The sequence below is a fragment of the Paenisporosarcina sp. NPDC076907 genome, assembly GCF_050269735.1.
GTDB lineage: Bacteria > Bacillota > Bacilli > Bacillales_A > Planococcaceae > Paenisporosarcina.
The window spans coordinates 1,030,934-1,051,718 of record NZ_JBNNIX010000001.1 but is presented as its reverse complement, the minus strand read 5'-3'; the positions used below and the strand labels follow the sequence as shown (position 1 = coordinate 1,051,718).

17 protein-coding genes are annotated in these 20,785 nt (G+C 39.3%); 1 reads left to right on the top strand and 16 read right to left on the bottom strand.

The genetic code is table 11. From position 1 onward, the window contains the following. Positions 1 to 9: 9 nt before the first annotated feature. From ACQKEV_RS05015 to ACQKEV_RS04940, 16 genes are all read right to left on the bottom strand, one after another. Positions 10 to 1,179: a PDZ domain-containing protein gene (locus tag ACQKEV_RS05015; protein WP_427443943.1), complete on the bottom strand. Its 1,170-nt coding sequence runs from the start codon at positions 1,177 to 1,179 to the stop codon at positions 10 to 12. 81 nt (positions 1,180 to 1,260) lie between these two features. Continuing rightward, positions 1,261 to 2,691 carry a S41 family peptidase gene (locus ACQKEV_RS05010; RefSeq protein WP_427443941.1) on the bottom strand — a complete coding sequence of 477 codons (1,431 nt, stop codon included), beginning with the start codon at positions 2,689 to 2,691 and terminating at the stop codon, positions 1,261 to 1,263. A gap of 78 nt (positions 2,692 to 2,769) precedes the next feature. Further along, positions 2,770 to 3,345 (bottom strand): redoxin domain-containing protein, encoded by a 576-nt coding sequence (locus ACQKEV_RS05005; RefSeq protein ID WP_427443939.1) that lies wholly within the window; start codon positions 3,343 to 3,345, stop codon positions 2,770 to 2,772. Then, positions 3,342 to 3,992, bottom strand: coding sequence for a hypothetical protein (locus ACQKEV_RS05000; protein ID WP_427443937.1), 651 nt, complete (start codon positions 3,990 to 3,992; stop codon positions 3,342 to 3,344). The genes ACQKEV_RS05005 and ACQKEV_RS05000 overlap by 4 nt, the downstream gene beginning before the upstream one ends. Before the next feature lie 140 nt (positions 3,993 to 4,132). Beyond that, complete coding sequence (locus ACQKEV_RS04995; RefSeq protein WP_427443935.1) at positions 4,133 to 5,473, bottom strand: murein hydrolase activator EnvC family protein; 1,341 nt, start codon at positions 5,471 to 5,473, stop codon at positions 4,133 to 4,135. 24 nt (positions 5,474 to 5,497) lie between these two features. Further along, the gene (gene ftsX, locus ACQKEV_RS04990) at positions 5,498 to 6,382 is read right to left on the bottom strand and encodes a permease-like cell division protein FtsX (RefSeq protein WP_427443933.1); all 885 of its coding nucleotides are present in this window, start codon (positions 6,380 to 6,382) and stop codon (positions 5,498 to 5,500) included. Then, the gene (gene ftsE / locus ACQKEV_RS04985) at positions 6,372 to 7,058 is read right to left on the bottom strand and encodes a cell division ATP-binding protein FtsE (RefSeq protein ID WP_427443931.1); all 687 of its coding nucleotides are present in this window, start codon (positions 7,056 to 7,058) and stop codon (positions 6,372 to 6,374) included. The genes ftsX and ftsE overlap by 11 nt, the downstream gene beginning before the upstream one ends. A gap of 294 nt (positions 7,059 to 7,352) precedes the next feature. Beyond that, positions 7,353 to 7,694, bottom strand: a complete 342-nt coding sequence (gene cccB / locus ACQKEV_RS04980) for a cytochrome c551 (RefSeq protein WP_427443929.1) — start codon at positions 7,692 to 7,694, stop codon at positions 7,353 to 7,355. Positions 7,695 to 7,745: 51 nt separating this feature from the next. After that, positions 7,746 to 8,609 (bottom strand): YitT family protein, encoded by an 864-nt coding sequence (locus tag ACQKEV_RS04975; RefSeq protein WP_427443927.1) that lies wholly within the window; start codon positions 8,607 to 8,609, stop codon positions 7,746 to 7,748. Between the two features lie 289 nt (positions 8,610 to 8,898). After that, a protein-coding gene (prfB, locus tag ACQKEV_RS04970) for a peptide chain release factor 2 (RefSeq protein ID WP_427444828.1) occupies positions 8,899 to 10,000 on the bottom strand; the annotation gives its coding sequence in 2 pieces (ribosomal slippage) (positions 8,899 to 9,927 and positions 9,929 to 10,000; 1,101 coding nt in all). An 18-nt stretch (positions 10,001 to 10,018) separates the two neighbouring features. Then, positions 10,019 to 12,532, bottom strand: a complete 2,514-nt coding sequence (gene secA, locus ACQKEV_RS04965) for a preprotein translocase subunit SecA (RefSeq protein ID WP_427443925.1) — start codon at positions 12,530 to 12,532, stop codon at positions 10,019 to 10,021. Positions 12,533 to 12,607: 75 nt separating this feature from the next. After that, entirely contained in the window at positions 12,608 to 14,998 is a 2,391-nt protein-coding gene (locus ACQKEV_RS04960) for a bifunctional diguanylate cyclase/phosphodiesterase (protein ID WP_427443923.1), read from the bottom strand. 298 nt (positions 14,999 to 15,296) lie between these two features. Further along, on the bottom strand, positions 15,297 to 15,857 hold the full coding sequence (hpf, locus tag ACQKEV_RS04955) for a ribosome hibernation-promoting factor, HPF/YfiA family (protein WP_427443921.1): 561 nt from the start codon (positions 15,855 to 15,857) through the stop codon (positions 15,297 to 15,299). Positions 15,858 to 15,974: 117 nt separating this feature from the next. Next, the gene (locus ACQKEV_RS04950) at positions 15,975 to 16,595 is read right to left on the bottom strand and encodes a ComF family protein (RefSeq protein ID WP_427443919.1); all 621 of its coding nucleotides are present in this window, start codon (positions 16,593 to 16,595) and stop codon (positions 15,975 to 15,977) included. Continuing rightward, a complete protein-coding gene (locus tag ACQKEV_RS04945; protein ID WP_427443917.1) occupies positions 16,595 to 17,947 on the bottom strand; it encodes a DEAD/DEAH box helicase in 1,353 nt (450 codons plus the stop codon). Before ACQKEV_RS04945 ends, ACQKEV_RS04950 begins: the two co-directional genes overlap by 1 nt. Positions 17,948 to 18,090: 143 nt before the next feature. After that, positions 18,091 to 18,681, bottom strand: a complete 591-nt coding sequence (locus ACQKEV_RS04940) for a nuclear transport factor 2 family protein (protein ID WP_427443915.1) — start codon at positions 18,679 to 18,681, stop codon at positions 18,091 to 18,093. 456 nt (positions 18,682 to 19,137) lie between these two features. Here ACQKEV_RS04940 and ACQKEV_RS04935 point away from each other — a divergent pair, with 456 nt between their 5' ends. After that, complete coding sequence (locus ACQKEV_RS04935) at positions 19,138 to 20,064, top strand: nuclease-related domain-containing protein (RefSeq protein WP_427443913.1); 927 nt, start codon at positions 19,138 to 19,140, stop codon at positions 20,062 to 20,064. Positions 20,065 to 20,785 lie beyond the last annotated feature (721 nt).

The following is a 20,785-nucleotide window of genomic DNA, read 5'->3' as shown; positions in this document are numbered from 1 at the left end:
ATTGCTCTCCTATCTTACGACCAATAATCCGAGTCGATGATGGTCGTGACGATAAATGACATGTTGACGTAATCTCACTTCACCTTGATGATCCAAAACCTCAAGTCGACAATGAGCTGCATTTATTTGAATTGCTTCATATAATTCACGCTCATTCGTAACTGTCCGACCATTGACCTTGCGGATACACTCACCAATGACGAGTCCCATTTTATCAGCTGGTGATTCTGGCAAGACACCAGCAATCATTACACCCGAATCCTGAGGAGAAACTGCATAATTGCCTTGTCGTTCCTTTACGCTGAAGTATATCCATACCCCAATACGTGCGAAAGCGCATAAAGCTAAACTAATAGCGGCTGCAATTGGAAGCCAATACGCAATAAGTGATAAACCTATTGTAGCCACACCAACTGTGGTGACGGCTTTTCCTAAATTCGGATATAAGTTCACAGGGAGTGTCCTGCGTGCTTTTTGCTGGAATGCGATTACGATTGGAAACAATACAAAAGCAAACGTTTCACTTCCATACGTAAATTGTGGCCAATAGGTCATAAAATCCGGAATGACACTTCCAGGAACAATGCTCAATACAGGTAACATCCACAGTCGTTTTGATAAATAACTGGCAGATGTCAAACCACGTGAAGATTTTTCTAAAATAGGAGAAGCAGATTCAGCACCTGTTTTACGAATCAGCAACCCTTCAATGATGACAGCTGCACCGACGATCAGACTCACAGGCAATGATAGTTCAACCCAGTTGCTATCGCCAACCCAGTTGAAGTTCAGTATCGAAAAACTGTAATTCATTTTAAAACCGATCCACAAAGCACCAATTGCGAGCGCTGCAGAAATGATGGGCGATCCAATTTGATACATAAAAAGGACGACGATTATCGCACTGATTAAACTGAATGTTACCACCCAATCTGTCGTAAGTGTCAGACCGATTCCTGTACTGAGGATGGATAAAATCAATGCATACATCCAGCTATCCGTGAACATTCTTTTAGCCTCAGTCCACCCCCAAAGAACCCTTGTACGGAAAGAACGTCTTTCCCTCTTTACTCGTACATATCCCAGAAGCACTGCAAAACAGATGGTCACATAAAATAATGGATTAATAAATAATTTTCCGATTCCCTTAACCAACTCTAGTCCAATTTCTTGCCACATTAATGAAACACCACCCAATCAACGGTTCGTGCATTTCTTTCCATTGTAACAAACCGTTGATGGAATGCGTATAGGTTTTTTCTACTTATGAATAGAATGGAATAAATAGCCTAGTGACATTTGCAACTGATCGTCATGTTTTTTACTTGTTTTGTATGTCAAAATTGTCTCTCTGGCAGTTTGATAAAATACGATATCCATTTTTGGTTCACTATTAACTTTCTTTTGTTCCTTAAACGCTTTTACTGCTCTAGCTGTATCTTCATCGAAATAGCCGTCGACTCTAGTGATTTTAAACCCTGAAGCTTTCAGAAACTTTTGTCCGTAAAGAATATCCTCATGGTAATCTCCTACCTGATAAGATCCACTAATCGGAAGTGGCTCAAGTTGGTAAAGCTCGCTCGCCTTGACCTCAAAATCAGCCTCAATACCTGTTCCATGAATCCATTGTTGACTAGGTGTTAACCATTTATGTGAAGATAGCTTCATTTCACCACCATTTGTCAATTCCCATGTTTCCTGTACTGTTCCTTTTCCAAAGCTCTTAGAACCAGCAATCGTTGCCCGTTGGTTGGATTTCAAAGCACCACTTAATACTTCACTTGCAGAAGCACTGCCTTCGTTTTGAAGTAACACAATCGGAATTCTTTTCATAGCTTTTGTATAGTCATCTTCTGTTGTTGATTTCACGGTCAAAGGTTCAAGCACACCTTTAGAATCCTGCATGTAGGCAAAGATTTGACCACCTTTCAACATCGTTCCCACAACTTGTTCCACACTATGTAAATATCCTCCTGGATTGCCACGAACATCAATCAACAACCCGTCAATTCCTTGTTTAACGAGTGTACGAGTTTGTTCTTCCCACTCTTCAGCCGTTTTTTCACCAAACATGGAGATAGTTACATACCCTATTGAAGAATTATCCTGCTCTATTTTCTCACTGGTCACTGTTTGTATTTGAAGAGCCGATCTTGTCATCTTCATCTCGACATGTCGATCTTCTGTTTCTCTGAATACTGTTAATGAGACATTAGTCCCTTTTTTACCTTTAATAGCCGAAAGCAGATCAGTTAAGCTTTTTCCCTCTACACGCTGACCATCCACTCTTACAATTTCGTCATAAGGCTTGACTCCTGCTTTTTCCGCAGGTGATTCTTTCATCGGTGTCACAACAATAAAACGCCCTTTGTTTTCTACAATCTCTAAACCGATCCCAACGCGCTCGTCTGACAAAGATTCACGGTGAGCTTTTGCTTCCTCTTTGGTCATGTATTTACTGTAAGGATCTCCAAGCGTTTCAGCCATTCCCCGAAGGGCACCTTCAATCAATTGCTCACCTTCAACGGGATGAACTGAACTAGTCAATATGCGTTCATATGCCTGATCAATTGGTGACATATGACTAGATGGTTCACTTGCCTTGTCCTTTTTGAAAGGTGCCCAAAAAATGAGGAATAAAAGAATCAATATTACTAAAAAACCAAACAAAAAAACCCGGCTTCGTCTCAAAAAATCGCCCCCTAATATCTTCGTTTCAGTGTATGAACGAATAGGTGACGATAGGACAAGAAGAAGACAGATTTATTATTATTCTAACTTAGAAACAAAATCTTCAATCATTTGGTCATCCATCGGTCCTACAATTTTATTCTGGATGCGTCCTTTTGTATCAATCATATAGGATGTCGGGATTGTAATGGCTTCAAAAGTTTGACCGACAGACCCTTCAATGTCCATTGGAATTGGAAAAGTCAGTCCATAGTCACGAACAAAGTCATCCACTTTTTCAGCACTGTCACCGCTAGTTAGATTGACAGCTAATATTTCTACATTTTCTTGTTCTGCAAAATCTTCGTAGTAATTTTGCATATGTGGCATTTCTGCTTTACATGGCGGGCACCAAGTGGCCCAAAAATTTAAGATTACTTTTTTCCCTTGATAATCAGAGAGCTTCACTTTCTTACCCTCAAGTGTTGTTAATTCAAAATCTGGTGGGGTATCTCCTTTATTCAAACCCTCGTTGGCTGCAACGCCTGTCAGTTCAGTACCTAATTGTTCATTATCAATGGATTTTTCTTGATCGATGTTATTTTTCACCATCGTGACGATGACGATGGTGATAAGAGCAGCGAGTATTACGAGTCCGAATACTTTCTTTGTCATTGGTTCTCCTCCATTTTTCGTTTGTTTATAAAAACATACACGGTAAATCCACTTATCAAGAAAAATACCGTTATTAGAAGTGGACTTTGAAACACACCTTCAGGTTGAATGATAGCAACAAGAATATGAGCAAGTAACAACAGGATAAGCAATTGTAATCTCCAAACATTTGATGTAAATACTTTCATCCAAGTTAATATGATTATTCCTGAAAAAATAACAATCGTCATCAGTTTTTGCCAAAATTCTGCTTCATTCATACTAACCATAAGGAATTGATATAAAGATTGCAACAAGACGAACGCAATTATTAGGGCCACAAAATCTATTTCAGGCCAACCTTTACTCTTTAATTGCCATAATAGACGGCCAAGTGCTGAAAGTACTCCTACGAATAAACCTGTTTCACCTCCATTAAAATAGAGAATAGCTAATGGAAATTCAAGAATCATTTCAAAATCAGTAATCAATACACTGAATTTCCACACAAGGATAAATAGTATTGCTGCATCTATAAACCAATCTTCCGTATCTTTCCCAAATTTAACCCATAATACGATTCCAGTTATGAGTAACGCCAAAAATACTGCTATCCAGGATGAAGGGAGAGTTAACGATTTTATAATAAACCACTCTGTTACCGGCAAATTCAATCAACTCCTCATAACTACTTACAATATACCCTCTATCGTATAACAACCTTATGAATTTGTGTTGAATAATGCTTCAGAGAAACATAAAAAGAGCTCACCCTCAGATTACCTAAGAGTGAGCTACAATATTTAAATTAGAATGATACGTAACGAATCGGATTGACCGCATTTGTGCGACCGCTGTTCCATGGACCTTCATGAACTTCAAAATGTAAATGAGAACCAGTTGAACGACCTGTACTTCCCATTCTTCCGATCATTTGTCCTTTAGAGACTGATTGACCGGAACTTACATTAAATCCACTTAAATGTGCGTAGACAGTAGTGAAAATTTGACCATTAATTGAGTGTGTAACCATAATCACATTACCGTATGTTCCCATTGGACCTGCATGAGAAACGATGCCATCTGCCGCAGAGAGAATCGGTGTGCCGACGCTATTTGCAATGTCACTGCCGTAATGGAATTCTGCGCCTGCTCCTATATCACGTCCACCGAATGTGGAAGAGAAACGTCCTGCAGCTGGTCTTGTCCAATCACCAGAAGAGACTACTGGCGCTGGCGCTTGTGTTGCCTTTGAAGAATTTTGTTTACTCTGTCTTGACCGTTCAGCTGCTTCCTGGCGTGCACGTTCTTCAGCAGCTTTTTTCTTGCGTGCGATTTCGGCTTGACGTGCAAGTTCGATTAGTCTCGCTTGTTCAGCCACTATTTTGCTCTCGACGCTTTTACTGATTTCTAGCGTTTCTGTATATTCTTTTTCAAGTGATTTCTTTTGTGAAATTAATTTTGCTTGTTCTGCTTCAAGTTGATCTATTAACTTACCTTTTGAAGCTTTTTGAGAATCAAGGTTCGCTTTTAAATTTACTAGTTTGTCGCGGCTTGATTTTTGTTGAGCCAGTTTTTCTTCTACTGAAGCCTTCTGCTCTTCCAACGACTTTTTATCTGCCGCCTGTTCTTCCAAAATTTTCTTATCCGCATCCATCAACGTATTCACTGCTGAGAATCGGTCAATAAAATCTGAGAAACTGCTAGCTCCAAGTAGTACATCCAGATAATTGACAGAACCGCCACTTTCCTGAACGGAGCGAAGACGCTCTTTAATTAACTCATCACGATCAGCGATTTTCTTCTCTAATACTGTAATACTTTCATGCAATTTTTCAATTTCTAAGTTCGTGCGGCTAATGTCGCCAAGCACACGATCTATTTCACTATTAGTCTCAATAATTTGGCTATCGAGAGATTGAATTTGAGCAAGCAATTTTTCTTGGTTCGATTGATTTTCTGAAATGTCGCCTTTTTTCTGGTCAATAGTCGAATTCAATTGGTTTTTTCTCTGATCCAATTGGTTCTGTTCATTTTTCAAATCTTTCAGTGAGTTTGCCATTACATCAGCTGGTTGTGTCATAAAAATTGAACATCCTAATACTGTTGCTATGGAAACTACCATCCATTTAGATTGTTTCTTTCTCATGTTCTGCCCCTTTCAAGCTCGCGTTTACACGCGTAAAAACTTACGTACTGACATAAAACTTCCCCACACGCCAATGAAAATACCCATCAATAGAATGAGACCGTTGACTTGGTATAAAAAGGGAGTAAGTGGTAATAAATTGAATAACTCGCCTTTTAAATAAGGTTGAACGGCGTGAAATAAATTGTAATAAAGTAAAGTGACGAGAGTAATTGGCACTATTGCACCAAGGATACCAATCCACATTCCCTCTAATACAAACGGTATACGGACAAACCAATTTGTTGCTCCTACCAGTTTCATAATTTCAATTTCACGTCGACGCGCAACAATAGTGATCCGAATTGTATTTGAAATCAGGAACATCGCAGTGAATAGTAAAGCTAGGATTAATCCCAAACCTATATTTCTCGCTACATTCAGGAAGCTGAATAGTTTCTCAATCTTGCCTTCACCATATTCGACCGAATAGGTGTTTTTAAGACGATCTATCCGTTGAGCTATTTTCTCAGTTTCCTGAGGGTCTTCTGCCTTCACATAGTAGGCTGCACGAAGCGGGTTATTTTGATCGGACAACCCCATTGTCGCTCCGAAATCTTTTATTAAATCTTCTAATTCCGCTTCTTTTGTGGAATAGTCAACTGTTGCAACGCCATCTAATTCTTTAATATCTTTTTCCAATTGCGCTGCAGCTGCATCATCCGCAGTTAGTTCGAGTAGCACTTTTATTTCAACGTCTTTTTCTAAATCATCAGCTACTTTATTTAAATTCATCATAATCATGACGAATACGCCGACGAGCAATAATGTAACAGTAACGGCACTTGCAGATGCAAAAGTCATCCAGCTATTGCGGCCGAGACTTTTAAAACTTTCACGGAAATGACGTCCTACAGTTCTAGATTTCATAGCCGTAGTCACCTCCGACTTCATCACGTACGACGAGTCCACCTTCAACTGCAATTACTCGATGTTTAATTGTATTAACAATTTCTTTATTATGCGTGGCCATTATAATGGTTGTCCCACGACGATTTATTTCTTCGAATAACTTCATGATGTCCCATGAAGTTTCGGGGTCTAAGTTTCCGGTAGGCTCGTCCGCAATCATCACTTTCGGGATGTTGACAATGGAACGAGCAATAGATACTCGTTGTTGTTCTCCACCAGATAACTCTGTAGGGAACATACGAGCTTTGTGTTTCAGCCCCACTAAATCCAATACTTCCATTACGCGTTTGCGAATCACTTTTGGTGATTCTTCAATTACTTCTAAAGCAAACGCTACATTTTCAAAAACAGTTAATCTAGGCAATAATTTAAAATCTTGAAAGACTACGCCGATTTGTCTTCTTAAATATGGCACTTTTTTCGACTTCAATTTCGCCAAATTAATGCCATTAACTATTATATCTCCACTCGTTGGTCGCTCTTCTCGATACATCATTTTAATAAATGTCGATTTACCAGCCCCGCTTGGACCGACAACATATACAAAATCACCTTGTTTGATTTCTACATTAATTCCGTTTGCAGCAACTATGCCGTTTGGATATTTCTTGTAGACATTTTTCATTGAAATCATATGTTTGTAACCACCTATGCTTTTTCCTAGCTATCTGAAATATTTTTTCCAACATGTTCATTATAACAAGTATGTCGACAAAATTTTATTACAGTACTATTACAAAAATTTTGAAAGAAGCCTTAAGAAACCTCATCATTAGTTCTTTATCCCTAAAATTCTACAAGTTGAATGTACCTATTCATGTATGGAATTCGGTATTGTGTTCCCGAAATCCTCCTTTTACTTCGACACTTTTTTGACAAAATTAAAAGACCAATGACAAAAACAGTCATTGGTCTAGTTTATTACATATTATTTTTTATTAGCCAACCATTCAGCGACAACTTCCGCTTCTGCACCTTCAATAATGTTCGGAGGCATTTGGCCGCGACCGTTTTGAATGACATCTAGAATTTCATCTTTGGATAGACGGGATCCCACATCGGTAAGATTTGGGAAGTTACCTTGACCTTCTAAATTGCCGCCGTGACAACTTGTACAATTTCCTTGGACAATCTTCTCAGCATCTTGTGTTTCAGTTACTTCTCCACCTTTTTCTTCGTTCGTCTCAGTAGCTTCTTCATCTCCACCGCCACCGCAAGCGGCAAGCATCAGTGCAGATCCAAAAATAGCTGCAAGAAGTTTTTTGTTCATTTTGTTCCCTCCCGGAAATCAATTTATACATTCTTTACAAGTATACCTACATTATGGACGTTTAAAACCCTCACCGAGTACTTCGTAGGCGTCTGAAACTATGACAAATGCTGATGGGTCAACTGTTTTAACGACTTGCTTCAATTTTGTAAATTCCGTCTGATAAACAACTACAAGTAAAATTGGTCGTTCTTGCTCAGTATAGCCACCAACTGCCGGAAGCTTAGTAACACCTCGATTAACTTCGGTATATATAGCATTCCGTATTTCTTCTTGTTTATTCGTGATAATGTAAACCATTTTCGATTGGCTGAAACCGAGTTGAATAATATCAATTGTTTTAGTTGTTACAAATAAACCAATCAGTGCATACAATCCTTTTTCAATATCGAAAACTAATGCTGCTGAAAGGACAATCAGTCCATCGATGAGCATAACGCTCGTTCCTAGTGTAAAGCCAGTGTATTTCGCAATGATTTGTGCAGCTAAATCCGTTCCACCTGTAGATGCACGTCCTCTAAAAACGATGCCCAGACCCACACCTACTGAGATACCACCAAATAGCGCACCGAGTAATGGATTTAAAGTAGCTGGCTCCCAGTCTGCCGTTAATAAAACAAACATAGGAAGTGTAAGAGTTCCTACTAGCGATCGTGCGCCAAACTGTTTGCCAAGGAATATTACGCCTGCAATAAATAAAGGAATATTGAATGCGTATTGCACAAAACCGGGATTCCAGTCAAACAGTCCTTTTAATATTGTACTGACCCCACTGACACCGCCAGATGCTACTTCGTTCGGTAATAAGAAAACGTTAAATCCGACAGCGATTATCGCAGCACCAATGATGATATATATATATTCCAAAACGGAAGCCAAAATAGGATGAGGCTCTTCCCGTGTTTTTCGATTCATAAAAATTCCTTCTTTCTATTATGTCCATTTTTCCCTAATGAAGTATAGCAGACACGATAAAGTGTGTGAACTTCATCATGATGAAGTGAACCAGAATGATAATTTTCTTATGGTGTCATGATTTTATCCTAAATTGTGCTGGCCACATGTTCCGCCTAAATCAACAAAAAGTTTGAAAATCGCACAATTCTTGGTTTCACGTTGAGCAACTTTCGAGATTTTAGAGCAACTAATCAGTTTCTCACAACAAAAAAAAAAACGAACATCTTTGTAGGATGTCCGTTTTTTCTTAATTCATTTTTGATCGCAAATAGGAATTGATGAACAAATCGATATCGCCGTCCATCACACCTTGTACATTACCACTTTCAGCACTTGTGCGGTGATCTTTAACCATAGAATAAGGATGGAATACGTATGAACGAATTTGAGAACCCCAACCGATTTCTTTTTGCTCTCCACGAATTTCAAGCATTTGAGCTTCTTGTTCCTCAATTTTCAATTGATACAATTTCGCTTTTAACATCGTCATCGCTTTTTCACGGTTCTTGATTTGTGAACGTTCTTGTTGACACGTCACGACAGCACCTGTCGGCAAGTGAGTAATACGAACAGCAGAATCGGTGGTATTAATATGCTGACCACCTGCACCACTGGCACGATACGTATCAATTTTCAAATCTTCCGTGCGGATTTCAATTTCGATTTCATCATTGAATTCAGGCATTACTTCGCATGAAACGAAAGAAGTATGGCGACGGCCAGAAGAATCGAAAGGTGAAATTCGCACCAAACGGTGAACTCCTTTTTCAGCTTTCAAATAACCATATGCATTATGTCCTTTAAATCCAAGTGTAACCGATTTGATTCCGGCTTCGTCACCAGGTAAATAATCGAGTGTTTCTACTTTGAAGCCACGCTTCTCGCCCCAACGTGTATACATTCGAAGGAGCATGGAGCCCCAATCCTGAGACTCTGTGCCGCCCGCTCCAGGATGCAATTCCAGAATGGCATTGTTTTTGTCATATGGTTCGCTCAGTAATAATTGCAATTCAAAATCACCCAGTTTGGCAGTGAATTCTTTCATTTCGCTACTGAGTTCTTCTTGCAATTCCTCGTCTGGTTCTTCACGCAACAATTCCAAAGTCATTTCTAAATTTTCCTGTGTATCCAGTAATTCTTTATATTCATTCACAATTTCTTTTAATCCATTTGCTTCGCCGATCACCACTTGGGCTGCTTGTTGATCATTCCAGAAGTCTGGCATCGACATATTTTCATCTAACTCAGCAATACGTGCCTCTTTGTTTTCTAAGTCAAAGAGACCCCCTAAAGTCAGATAATTTTGAAGCTGTTCTGTCTAATTCATTGCGTACATCTGATAATTCCATCATGTCTAAATTCCTCCGTTATCTTTCAACAGCACCGTGACAATTTTTGAATTTCTTGCCACTGCCGCATGGGCACATATCATTTCTTCCAACTGAAGATTCAGCACGAACTGGTTTTTTCTTTACAGCTCCGCCTTCTTCTTTCGGGTTGACTGCTTGACCCTTCGCTACTTCTTCACGTTGCAAGTTATTGCGTATTTCTGCCTTCATGGCATATTTCGCGACATCTTCCTGCACGGATCCAACCATAGCTTCAAACATCGCAAAGCCTTCATTTTGATACTCACGAAGTGGATCAATTTGTCCGTACGCACGCAAGTGAATTCCTTGGCGAAGCTGGTCCATTGCATCGATATGATCAATCCATTTCGAATCAATTGAACGCAACAGAACAACTTTTTCAAATTCACGCATACGTTCAGGAGTCATTTCCTCTTCTTTTTCATCGTAGCGTCTGTAAACTTCCTGTTTAATGAATTCAACGATTTCGTCAGCTGATTTTCCTTCCAACTGCGTTCTTGTGATCGCACCTTCGGATAATAAATTAGCTTGAATTGTATCTTCAAGACCTTTATAGTTCCACTCAGTTTGCTTATCTGATGAAGTATGGATGGCAACTGTCCGTTCAATTACTTCATCAATCATTGTTTCAACCAATCCGCGCATATTGTCGGTTTCTAACACTTCCAAACGTTCTTTATAAATAATTTCACGTTGTTGACGTAAAACATCATCATATTGAAGCAAACGTTTACGAGCGTCGAAGTTATTACCTTCAACACGTTTCTGAGCTGACTCTACGGCACGTGTTACCATTTTTGACTGGATTGGTTGAGAATCATCCATACCCAGACGGGACATCATCGCACGCATATTGTCAGAACCGAAACGACGCATTAAATCATCTTCCATTGATAAATAGAACTGTGTCACACCAGGATCGCCTTGACGTCCTGAACGTCCACGTAGCTGATTGTCAATACGACGGGATTCATGTCTTTCTGTACCGATAACAGCCAAACCTCCGACTTCGATGACTCCGTCACCAAGTTTGATGTCTGTTCCACGGCCAGCCATGTTAGTAGCGATTGTTACAGACCCTTTATGGCCAGCTGTCGAAATAATTTCGGCTTCACGTTCATGGTTTTTCGCATTCAAGACATTATGTCGGATTCCATGTTTTGTCAACAAGTTAGAAATAATTTCAGAAGTTTCGATTGCTACTGTCCCGACAAGTACTGGTTGGCCAGCTTTATGTCTTTCGGCAATATCTTCCGCTACGGCTTTATATTTACCTTCCATGGAAGCATAAATCAAGTCCGCTCGGTCATCACGTGCAATTACACGGTTTGTCGGAATCACAATGACGTTCATATTGTAAATGTTGCGGAACTCTTCCTCTTCCGTTTTAGCAGTTCCTGTCATTCCGGAAAGTTTTTCATACATACGGAAATAGTTCTGGAATGTAATGGTTGCCATGGTCATCGATTCATTTTGAATCTCCATACCTTCTTTTGCTTCAATTGCTTGATGGAGTCCATCCGAATAACGACGGCCTTTCATTAGACGACCTGTAAAGGAGTCTACGATCACAACATTTCCATCTTGAACGACATAGTCTACATCATTGTGCATACTTGCATGTGCTTTCAATGACTGGTTTATTGCATGATTTAATCGTACATGAGTCAAATCGAATAAGTTGTCAATTCCAAACGCTTTTTCAACCTTTTCAATCCCTGCCTCTGTTAATACAACACCTTTAGTTGACTCGTCATATGAGTAGTCATCTTCTTTGCGTAGTGCACGAACAAGAGCATTGGATTGTTGGTAAAGCTGTGCGGATTTAGCTGCTTGTCCTGAAATAATCAACGGCGTTCGTGCTTCATCAATCAAAATTGAATCCACTTCATCAATTACTGCGTAATAGAGTGGTCGCTGAACATGTTCTTCTTTGTACAACACCATATTGTCACGTAAGTAATCGAATCCAAGTTCGTTGTTTGTCGAATACGTAATATCCGCTGCATATGCTTCACGTTTCTCATCTTTAGTTAGGCTGTTTAAATTTAGGCCAACAGTCAAACCTAAGAAATTATACAATTGACCCATTTCGGCCGCATCACGGCTTGCTAAATACTCATTGACCGTAACAACGTGCACACCTTTTCCAGTGATGGCATTTAAATAAACAGGCATGGTAGACGTCAACGTCTTCCCTTCACCAGTTTTCATTTCTGAAATATTGCCTTCATGAAGTGCAGCTGCACCCATAATCTGAACGCGGAAAGGGAACATCCCCAGAACTCGTTTGGCTGCTTCGCGAACAACTGCAAATGCCTCCGCTTGAATTTCCGACAATTCCGTACCACTTGCCAATCGTTCTTTAAATTCATCTGTTTTAGCACGTAACTGGTCATCAGTTAATGCTTCCATGTCTGTTGCAAACGCCTCAACTTGATCGGCAACTTTTTCTAATCTTTTTAAATCACGCTTATTTAAGTCGAATACTTTATTTAATACTCCAAGCATTAGATTCACTTCCCATATAGTCTCAAGGTTTATTTTACCACTGCAACTATAGTGGTGCAAATGACGGCTCCATATCTACAGTGGCTGTGGCTCTTTTAAAAACTCATGCAATTGTGTCCAGTTTAATGGTTTACTTCCATAAAACCCTTGAATAACATCCGCATTCAAAGACTTTAATAATGATAGCTGCTTCTGTGTTTCCACGCCTTCCGCAACAATGTTGAACCCTAAATTATGGGACAAATCTATTACGGACTTGATAATTGCCTGTACCCGTGTATCATTTTCCATCTTTTGAACAAATGAACGGTCAATTTTCACACGGTTAATCGGTAAAATACGAAGATAATTCAATGAAGAATATCCTGTCCCAAAATCATCGAGCGCAATGCTTATACCCATATCCCGAATTTCTTCAAGCGTCTCGAGTACTTCTTCCCCACCCTCGATAAAGATCGACTCAGTTATTTCAATTTCAATTAATCCTGGATTTACTTGATATTTCTTTAATAATGTTTTTAGGCGTTGTATGAAATAGGCTTCACGAAGTTGCAGAGCACTGACATTGATTGCAACAGATGATATATGGGCGTATTCCTGATGAATAGTTTTTATTTCGCGAATAGCGGTCTCAAGTACCCAATCTCCAATCTCCTTAATGTTCCCTGATTCTTCTGCCACTGGAATAAACTCAGCCGGAGAAATCATTCCCCATTCTGGATGCCTCCAACGAAGAAGTGCTTCCAAACTTTCAGTCCTTCCAGTTTTCAGGTTGAACTGTGGTTGATATACAAGGGTAAAATGATTGTGAATCATGGCTTCACGTAAGCCTTGCTCCATCATATGTTGTTTTTCGAAAGCTTCTTTCATTTCATAATTGAAGAAGAGGATTCTGTTTCTACCTGCAGCCTTTGCTTTATAAAGTGCCGTATCTGCATTGATTAACAATTGCTCACACGACTTTGCATCCGTCGGGTACAGGGAAACTCCTATCGAAGAAGTCACAAAAAACGGATGATCGTTTAAATAATATACTTTCGAGAAGGACTCATGCAGAGCAGAAAGGGTTGCTCGGACAGCAGGGAATTTTTCTCTCTTAGCACGCAGCAGGACAATGAATTCATCACCTCCAAAGCGCCCGAAACTACTGTTTTTCGGCAACAAATCTTTAATTCTTTGCGCAACCTGTACTAAAAGTTCATCTCCGTATGCATGCCCTTTTGAGTCATTAATTTGTTTAAAATGATCGAGATCAATGAAAGCGACCGTTATCATTTGATCGGAATCAATTGATTCCTCAATCCATCTCGAAAGTTCGCGTTCAATCGAGAAACGGTTTGGTAAGTTCGTCAAGGAATCAAACCTTGCCTGATAGTCAATTTCCTTTACTTGTGCATTCAGTAAATCCCCCATTTGTTCAATTGATTGAGCAATTTCACCAATTTCATCCTGTCTTTTAATCCCCATTTTAGTTACCAGATTACCTTGTTCCATCTGACGGACATGTTTCACTATGTTCGGTAAATCTTTTAACATGGAACGAAGCAACCAGGATAAAGAAATTAAGATCATGATTGCGGCGATAATCCACGACAAACCAATCGTCTTCCCAAAATCTGCAAGAGGTTCGGTAACGGTTGTTTCTGGTGCATAGCTGATCATTCGCCAACCGGTACCTTCAAGTGCTCGCGTCTCAACATAGAAATTCCCTTCAGATGTCTTCACTAATTCCATTTCATCTTCAGTAAGGTCAAAGTTTGCAAAGTCATCCCATAAGCTGTCAGCGTCGTATAATGTTTGACCGGTCTCTGTTAAAAGAATATATTTGTTATCCTTTTTTTCATATGGACCAATCAGTGCGGGAATTGTATCCAAGTGCATATCTAAACCAAAATAACCTAATCGCATGCCTTCCGATTCGACTGGATAAATGACACTTACAGTTAATTTCTTTGTAGAGTAATCGATATATAGGTCTGAGTAAGATAAGCCTTCTGCTGCATTCGCTTTTGCAGTCCACGGCCTTTTTGGAATGTCATAAGGTTCATCAGTTACGTATCCATGATCTGCAATTAAAAAATTCTCTTCAAGAAAGGCCATCCAGACTAAACCTACATTTTCATTATCTTCCTGCACTCTTGTCATAAACTGATTGACTTGGTGATATAGAGTCGACTTCTTCACCGTTTCACGTTCAACTGAAGATTCCATAAGTTCCCGGACTTCTTCAAGTTCGCCAAATTGTTTCGTTATTTCACTTTTGCTATTCAATAAATTGTAGATTTCCTGAACGACCAATTCGTTTTCTAGAGATAATTCTTCTTCCATTTTTGATTCATATAAATTTTTTGAATAATTGTACGAATAGGTGGCCATCACAAAAAAGATTGGGATCACAATAGCACTCATGGCAAATACAACTTTCCCACGAAAACCAAGTCTGTTCCATAATCGACTTTTTGTCATCCAATCCCCTCCCCTATTGAAATGCTGTCCTTAAACTTGATAAAGGTACTATTCGCTTCGTTCGAGTAAATTCCTTCTCAACCGACAAATAAATCAACTTTCCAATAAGTACTAATCCTGTTTTTATTAATCTACATTTGCACAAGCCGCTTTTTTCGTACGAGCCAGCAAGTATGTAAACCTAATAATAGTGACTTCAATCTACCTGCTCTTGCGGAATGCAGGGGCAAATGTTTTTAGAATGTCTAACAAAAAAAAGAAAGCCCAATGCTTGGGCTTTCTCATTAATTCATTTAATTTAGTTTGTTTCGATTAAACCATATTTGCCGTCTTTACGTTTGTAAACGATATTTGTTCCATTTGATTCTGCATCAGTGAAGACGTAGAAGTTATGTCCCAGCATATCCATTTGTAAAACCGCTTCTTCTTGATCCATCGGTTTTAATTCAAATTGCTTCGTACGGACGATTGGTAATTCTTCTTCACTCTCGTCTTGATATGCCGCTTGTTCAGGAGACACCACGTTTGCAAAGTAGGCACCAACACCTTCACGTTCACGGAACTTACGGTTTACTTTCGTTTTATGTTTACGTATTTGACGCTCAAGTTTGTCGACGATTAAATCGACTGCTGCATACATATCATTGTGACGCTCTTCAGCTCGGAGCGTTAAATTCTTCATTGGAATAGTTACTTCCACTTTCGTTTGACTGTCATTATAAATCTTTAAATTAACATTTGCGTTCGCTTGAATATCTTCGTTGAAATAGCGTTCTACCTTATTGATTTTGCTTTCAACGTGCTCACGAATCGCAGGAGTTACCTCGACGTTTTCACCACGGATATTAAAATTTAACATGTAAACTCCTCCTTTAGTTAAGGCTATGTAAACCTTATTCTACTTATCCCCTATTAACTCCTGCTACAAACCAAAAATTTTCGGAATTTTGTCGAAAGAAGACATTTTCTTAACATTTCACACTCGAATCAAAGTGATTGCACGAACTGTCTGAGCACCTGCTTCTTTCAATGCAAATGCAGCGTGATGCAGTGTGGTACCGGTTGTATACAAATCGTCGACCAATATAATATGTTGATTTTGAACATTTTCTTGAACAGAAAAAATTAATTCGGTAGACATCCGATCTTTTTTTGTTTTTCCAACTTGCGATCGATTTTCTGTTTTTGACAGCACATGCGTAAATGGAACATTAGCAACATTGAGGAATTGATCAACTTGTGAAAAAGTTCTTTCTCGTAACATCTCCGGATGCAGTGGAATAGGGACAACCAATTCTTGAACATTGCGTAGCGGTCTGAAGTCTTCCGCAAAAATTTTGGCCAGTTCAACATCCAATTGAAATTTATATTGCTGAAAAACATGTTTCATCCAGTCGTTGTATTTGTAGAAGGATTTGACTGAGTCAAGTGCACCTTCATATACTGTCCCCGACCATTCATTTTCACTCTTAGTTTTCAGTATTTTTTCAAATTTCGACCGACATTTCTTGCAGATTACATCCGCTGGTTTTATGAGGAACAGTTTTTGCCAAGAAGCACTTTCAATAAATGTGTTTGAACAAATTAAACAATTCATTATTTGAATCCGCCGTCTTTATTGTGCGCTTCAATTGTCTCTTTTGCCTTATCCATGGCAAATGAAATTCCATGATGAAAAAACACCAAATCACCATTTGGATATTCGATTGATCGTCCGACCCGTCCACCGATTTGAATTAATGCACTGCTCGTAAAAATGAGTTCATCAGCACCAACTACCGCAACTTGAACATCAGGAATAGTAATTCCACGCTCCAGAATCGTTGTTGTGAGCAATCCACACACTTTCTTTTCACGTAACTTCATAACCTTTTCTTTTCGAAGTGGATCTTCAGCATGAACGGACAAAATGTCTGGATGCAATAACTGAAATAATGGCAAGGCTTGCTCCATAAGGTCAATCGTTGGAAAAAAAATGAGAAACGGCTGCTTTTGGTTCAGACAAGTCATTGTCCATTGTTTTAGCTTTTGGGGAAGTTCGCCTTTACGGATGTACTTTTTGTAATTCCATAACCCAACAAAACGTGGTACCGGTAATGGAAAACCGTGAAATCTTCTTGATATGACAGATTTATTAACCGTTTGTCTTAAAAGTTCTTCAGAAGGAGTCGCTGTTATTGTATGGATAGCTGCTTCGTTCTTTTTCGCTTTCTTCACTGCATTTTGCAGTGTTACATCCACTGTGTACGGAAAAGCATCCGCTTCATCAACAAATATGACATCAAAAGCATCTTCAAATCTGAACAATTGATGTGTTGTTGCGATGATTAACTGCGCATAATTCGTATATTCTGGAGAACCACCATATAAAGAATGAATGACGGTTTGCGGGAAAACTTGCTGAAAACGCGGGGCTAGTTCCAGTACAACATCTGTCCTTGGGGTAGCCACACAAACCCGCTTTCCCCGCTCCAGCAAATCAAAAACTGCGGGAAACAGTAACTCCGTTTTTCCCGCTCCGCAGACCGCATGTATTAAATGGCTTTCATTTTGACGAACGCTTTCCAGGAGTTCTTTTGAAGCAAGATCTTGTTTTGGAGTTAAATTTCCTTTCCATGAAAACAGATGTGACTGTACTTGTTCCATTGCAGGTCCGCTCCAAGCAATTAAAACGGTACAACTACTCACTCTGCCCATGCGAATGCAATGCCTGCAATAAAGACAAGGCCCTTTACATTTTGCACATTGAAAGGAAGTTAATTGCTCAAATCCACAACGACGACAATGGTGCTGATTAGATTTTAGTATGTGGGAAGGTTGTTTTGGCTGAATGCCTTTATGTGGGGTAATAAATCCTATTTGAATATAATCTTCAATGATGGCTAAAGGAAATGGGGTCTTTTCCATTAACCAAATTCGACCACTTAAAAATGTTTGTATTTCTTCCATGAGCATTCCTCCAATGTGGATTACTCATTCCTACATTTTTATCATAATCCCAAAATGTGGAGTCCGCCAATTTAAGATAGAAAAAAGTTTTTTCACAATTCCTTAAAAACAAAACCCCGCAATTTGCGAGGTTTTCGACCAGCTTATTCTGTTGCATCTCCGATGAAATATACACTGCTAACACGCCAATTTCCTTCTTCTTTAGCGAACACTGTAACTTGTCTACCTGTCCGGTCAAGTTTTGCTCCTGTTGATTTCTGTTCAAGGGAAATTGCCAACGATGCAAAGACCTGTGCTTGATTTTCATCATATTTGATAACCGTTACATCCTCAGTCGTTCGTTTCACATCGTATTCTTTGAACGTTTTTACTACGGTCGCTTCTTCTTCTTTGTAATCAAACCCTTCAGGTTCAGTAGCAATGATGGACATATATTTCTCAATGTCTTCTTCATTAAATGAAGTCATATACGTATCGAATGATGCCAAAATTGCCTTTTTCTCTTCTGCAGGTACATTCTGGGCCTCTTCGATCTCAGAACCCGCCATCTCAAATCCCACATCAGACTGAGCTTGATCTTGTTTCTGATCTTTCACACCATGTTCCAATGCGCTATTTTCACTTGAAGACTCACCGTCAGAAACAGAACCTGCGCCTTCTCGGTTCTCTTCACTCGCACAAGCTGATAGTACTATTGAAAGAATAGTCAATATCATCATATATTTGAAATTCATTAAATTCGTCCTCCTACTCGGCTATTTTGTCATAAAATGATTGCCCTAATTATATTATAGCCACTTCTGAATAGAGACGACACGATTCATGTGAAAGTTTCGTGTAGAAATGTGCTGGGATGTGTATGCAACTTCATTTTGTGCAACCTGGAAGGCTATTCTGTCTACCTGGCTTGCGAAACTGTCTACCTGGAACGGGAAACTGTCTACCTGGAGAACCTAACTGTCTACCTGGAACCTCAAACTGTCTACCTAGAGTACCTAACTATCTACCTGAAATGTGAACAGGGTGACTGTTCTGTCTGCCTGGCTTTCTTTTCAAATAATTCAGTTGCAACCAGATGGATAAAAATGCTATTTTTACATTATCCCAAGTTTTAAAAGGAGTGATATTTTATTATCGAGAATCGACAAACGCCAAAATCGTTAAAAGTTTATCTTCGTTTACTTAATAGAGTGCCCAACGACCATCCGCTTTATAAGGAGATCGAGTCGAGAATCACTCGAATTCGTGCTGGATACAGCGGTGAGACGTATGTGGACAATTTTTTAAAGAATATTGAATTTCCAAGTCCATATGTTATTTTTAAAGACATTAATATTCAAACTTCTGCAAACACAAAAGCCCAATTTGACACTTTGATTGTTACACCAATGTTTGTTTGTATACTAGAAATAAAAGCATTGAAAGGTCGAATCTCTTTTCAAAAGACTCCTGCCCAATTAATCAGAGAAGTAGACGGAGTTAAAACCTCTTTGAAATGTCCAGAGGAGCAACTAAAACGTCATGAACGACGATTAGTAAAATGGCTGAATTCGATTCAAATTAATCTCCCCATAAAAAGTGCTATTGTATTCGCATTTTCTAGCACCATTGTAGACTTGCCCCCTAGGTATTCCAACATAATGATGGGTTGTGATGTAGGGTCATATATAGAAGACCTCTTTGATCTCCCTCCCACACTTACCGAAAAAGATTTCAATTCATTAATCAACTCCCTGCAACAAGCCAAGACGAATTATTCCCCTACCCCATTAGTAAGTATTTTCCCAACTCAAGATTTAAAAATTGTCAAAGGGTTGCTTTGCCCACAATGCTCAATAAATATTGGCACTCTTTATAAATGTCCTACATGTAAAATTCCGAGGAAAGTGATCATTACGAATGCACTCGAGGATTGGTTTTATTTGATGAAAAGCACTATTACTACAAAAGAATGCCAAGATTTTTTGCAACTACGAGATAAAACATCCGCATCGCATATTTTAAATAGAGCTAATTTAATTCCTAAAAACAACGGTCGTTATAGATTTTATAAATTATTTGATGATGTCAATGAAGACTCCTTTTCAAGACACAATGAAGTGCTTGAAAAGAAATAGGAGTTTGTACAACCTGGATGGCCATTCTGTCTACCTGGATGCTAATTCTGTCTACCTGGAAGACCATTCTGTCTACCAGTAACCAGATTCTATCTGCCAGTCTTGTGCCACTTTTCATTTTGTGCAACCTGGACGGCCATTCTGTCTACCTGGAACCCAATTCTGTCTACCTGGCTCATGAAACTGTCTACCTGGATGCTAATTCTGTCTACCTGAATCCAAATTCTATCTACCAGTCATGTGCTACTTTTCATTTTGTGCAACCTGGAAGGCCATTCTGTCTACCTGGCTTGCGAAACTGTCTACCTGGATGCTAATTCTGTCTACCTGAAACCAGATTCTATCTCTAGTCATGTGCTACTTTTCATTTTGTGCAACCTGGATGGCCGTTCTGTCTACCTGGCATGCGATTCTGTCTACCTAAAACCTATTTCTGTCTACCTGAACCCAAATTCTATCTACCAGCCATGAGCCACTTTTCATTTTGTGCAACCTGGATGGCCATTCTGTCTACCTGGAAACAAATTCTGTCTACCTGGCTCACGAAACTGTCTACCTGGATGCTAATTCTGTCTACCTGAAACCAAATTCTATCTTCAGTCATGTGCCACTTTTCATTTTGTGCAACCTGGAAGGCCATTCTGTCTACCTGGAACCCAATTCTGTCTACCTGGCTCACGAAACTGTCTAGAACCCAAATCTGTCTACCTAACAAGCCATT